Annotated in this window: 1 protein-coding gene; it reads left to right on the top strand. The window is 71.7% G+C overall.

Annotated elements, in window-relative coordinates; translation table 11 throughout:
* Positions 1-1,182, top strand: a 1,182-nt coding sequence (locus tag AQJ66_RS35815; protein WP_167359216.1) for a beta-ketoacyl synthase N-terminal-like domain-containing protein, incomplete at both ends; no start/stop codon positions are given.

Genomic DNA, 1,182 nt, shown 5'->3' on the forward strand with positions numbered 1-1,182 from the left:
GGGCCGCGTGTCCTACACCTTCGGTCTGGAGGGGCCGGCGGTGACGGTGGACACGGCGTGTTCGTCGGCGTTGGTGGCGTTGCATCTGGCGGTGCAGGCGTTGCGGGCGGGGGAGTGTGATCTGGCGCTGGCCGGTGGTGTGACGGTGATGTCGACGCCGGGGTTGTTTCTGGACTTCAGTCGTCAGCGGGGGCTGGCGGCGGACGGGCGGTGCAAGGCGTTCTCGGACGCGGCCGACGGGGCGGGGTTCTCCGAGGGTGCGGGTCTGGTGCTGGTGGAGCGGTTGTCGCAGGCGCGGGCTGCGGGGCGTCGGGTGCTGGCGGTGGTGGCTGGTTCGGCGGTGAATCAGGATGGTGCGTCGAACGGTCTGACGGCGCCGAACGGGCCGTCGCAGCAGCGGGTGATCCGGCAGGCGCTGGCCGGCGCCGGGCTGTCCGCGGCTGATGTGGACGTGGTCGAGGCGCACGGGACGGGGACGTCGCTGGGCGATCCGATCGAGGCACAGGCGGTACTCGCCACTTACGGGCAGGGCCGGGAGCGTCCGCTGTATTTGGGGTCGGTGAAGTCGAACATCGGTCATACGCAGGCGGCTGCGGGTGTGGCGGGTGTGATGAAGATGGTGCTGGCGCTGGAGCACGGGGTGTTGCCGCGGACTTTGCATGTGGGGGAGCGGTCGTCGCATGTGGACTGGTCGGCGGGTGCGGTGGAGTTGCTGACCGACCGGGTCGTGTGGTCGCGTGCCGAGGGTCGTGTGCGTCGTGCGGGTGTGTCGTCGTTCGGGATCAGTGGGACGAACGCGCATGTGGTGCTGGCGGAGCCGCCGGTGGACGGGTCGGGGCCGGTGGTGGTGCCGCCGGTGACGACGGGTGTGGTGCCGTGGGTGGTGTCGGCTCGTGCGGCTGGCGCGTTGCGGGAGCAGGCGGGGCGGCTGGCGGAGTTCGTGTCCGCGGCTGACGGTCCTGGTGTGGTGGAGGTGGCCGGGGCGCTGGTGCGGTCCCGGGCGGTGTTCGAGCAGCGTGCGGTGGTGTGGGGTGCGGACCGGGAGGAACTGGTCGGTGCTCTGCGGTCGGTGGCTGTGGGCGGGGAGGTCGCGAACGCCGTCACGGGGACGGCCCGGCGTGATGTGCGCACGGCGTTCCTGTTCGCCGGTCAGGGCGCACAACGCCTGCGTATGGGCGCCGA

Source organism: Streptomyces bungoensis (assembly GCF_001514215.1).
GTDB classification, from domain to species: domain Bacteria; phylum Actinomycetota; class Actinomycetes; order Streptomycetales; family Streptomycetaceae; genus Streptomyces; species Streptomyces bungoensis.